Below are 222 nucleotides of genomic sequence, written 5' to 3'. Positions count from 1 at the left end.
CATCTGCCCTGCAGGCCGCACTGGGACAGGCCAGCCGCTGCGCTTCAGGGGGTTTTACTGTTCCTGTAAGGTGGATCAACAAGGACACCACCCTATCCGACAACCTCTTCGATCCTGTCGATACTCCGGGTCCCGGCTTCATTTCCATCGGCGGGAAACCAGACCCGGCGAGCGACTACGATGAAGAGCGGGCATTTCACTCGAGCAAGCTGACTTCGATCC

At 59.0% G+C, this 222-nt stretch carries 1 protein-coding gene; it reads left to right on the top strand.

Annotated features, from left to right (window positions below):
- A partial coding sequence (locus AF337_RS44770; protein ID WP_210168093.1) for a hypothetical protein occupies positions 1-222 on the top strand: 222 nt, incomplete at both ends.

The sequence above is a fragment of the Rhizobium ecuadorense genome (genome assembly GCF_001187535.1).
Lineage (GTDB): Bacteria > Pseudomonadota > Alphaproteobacteria > Rhizobiales > Rhizobiaceae > Rhizobium > Rhizobium ecuadorense.
Note: the sequence above shows the minus strand (reverse complement) of the source record. Positions and strands in the feature narration are given on the sequence as shown.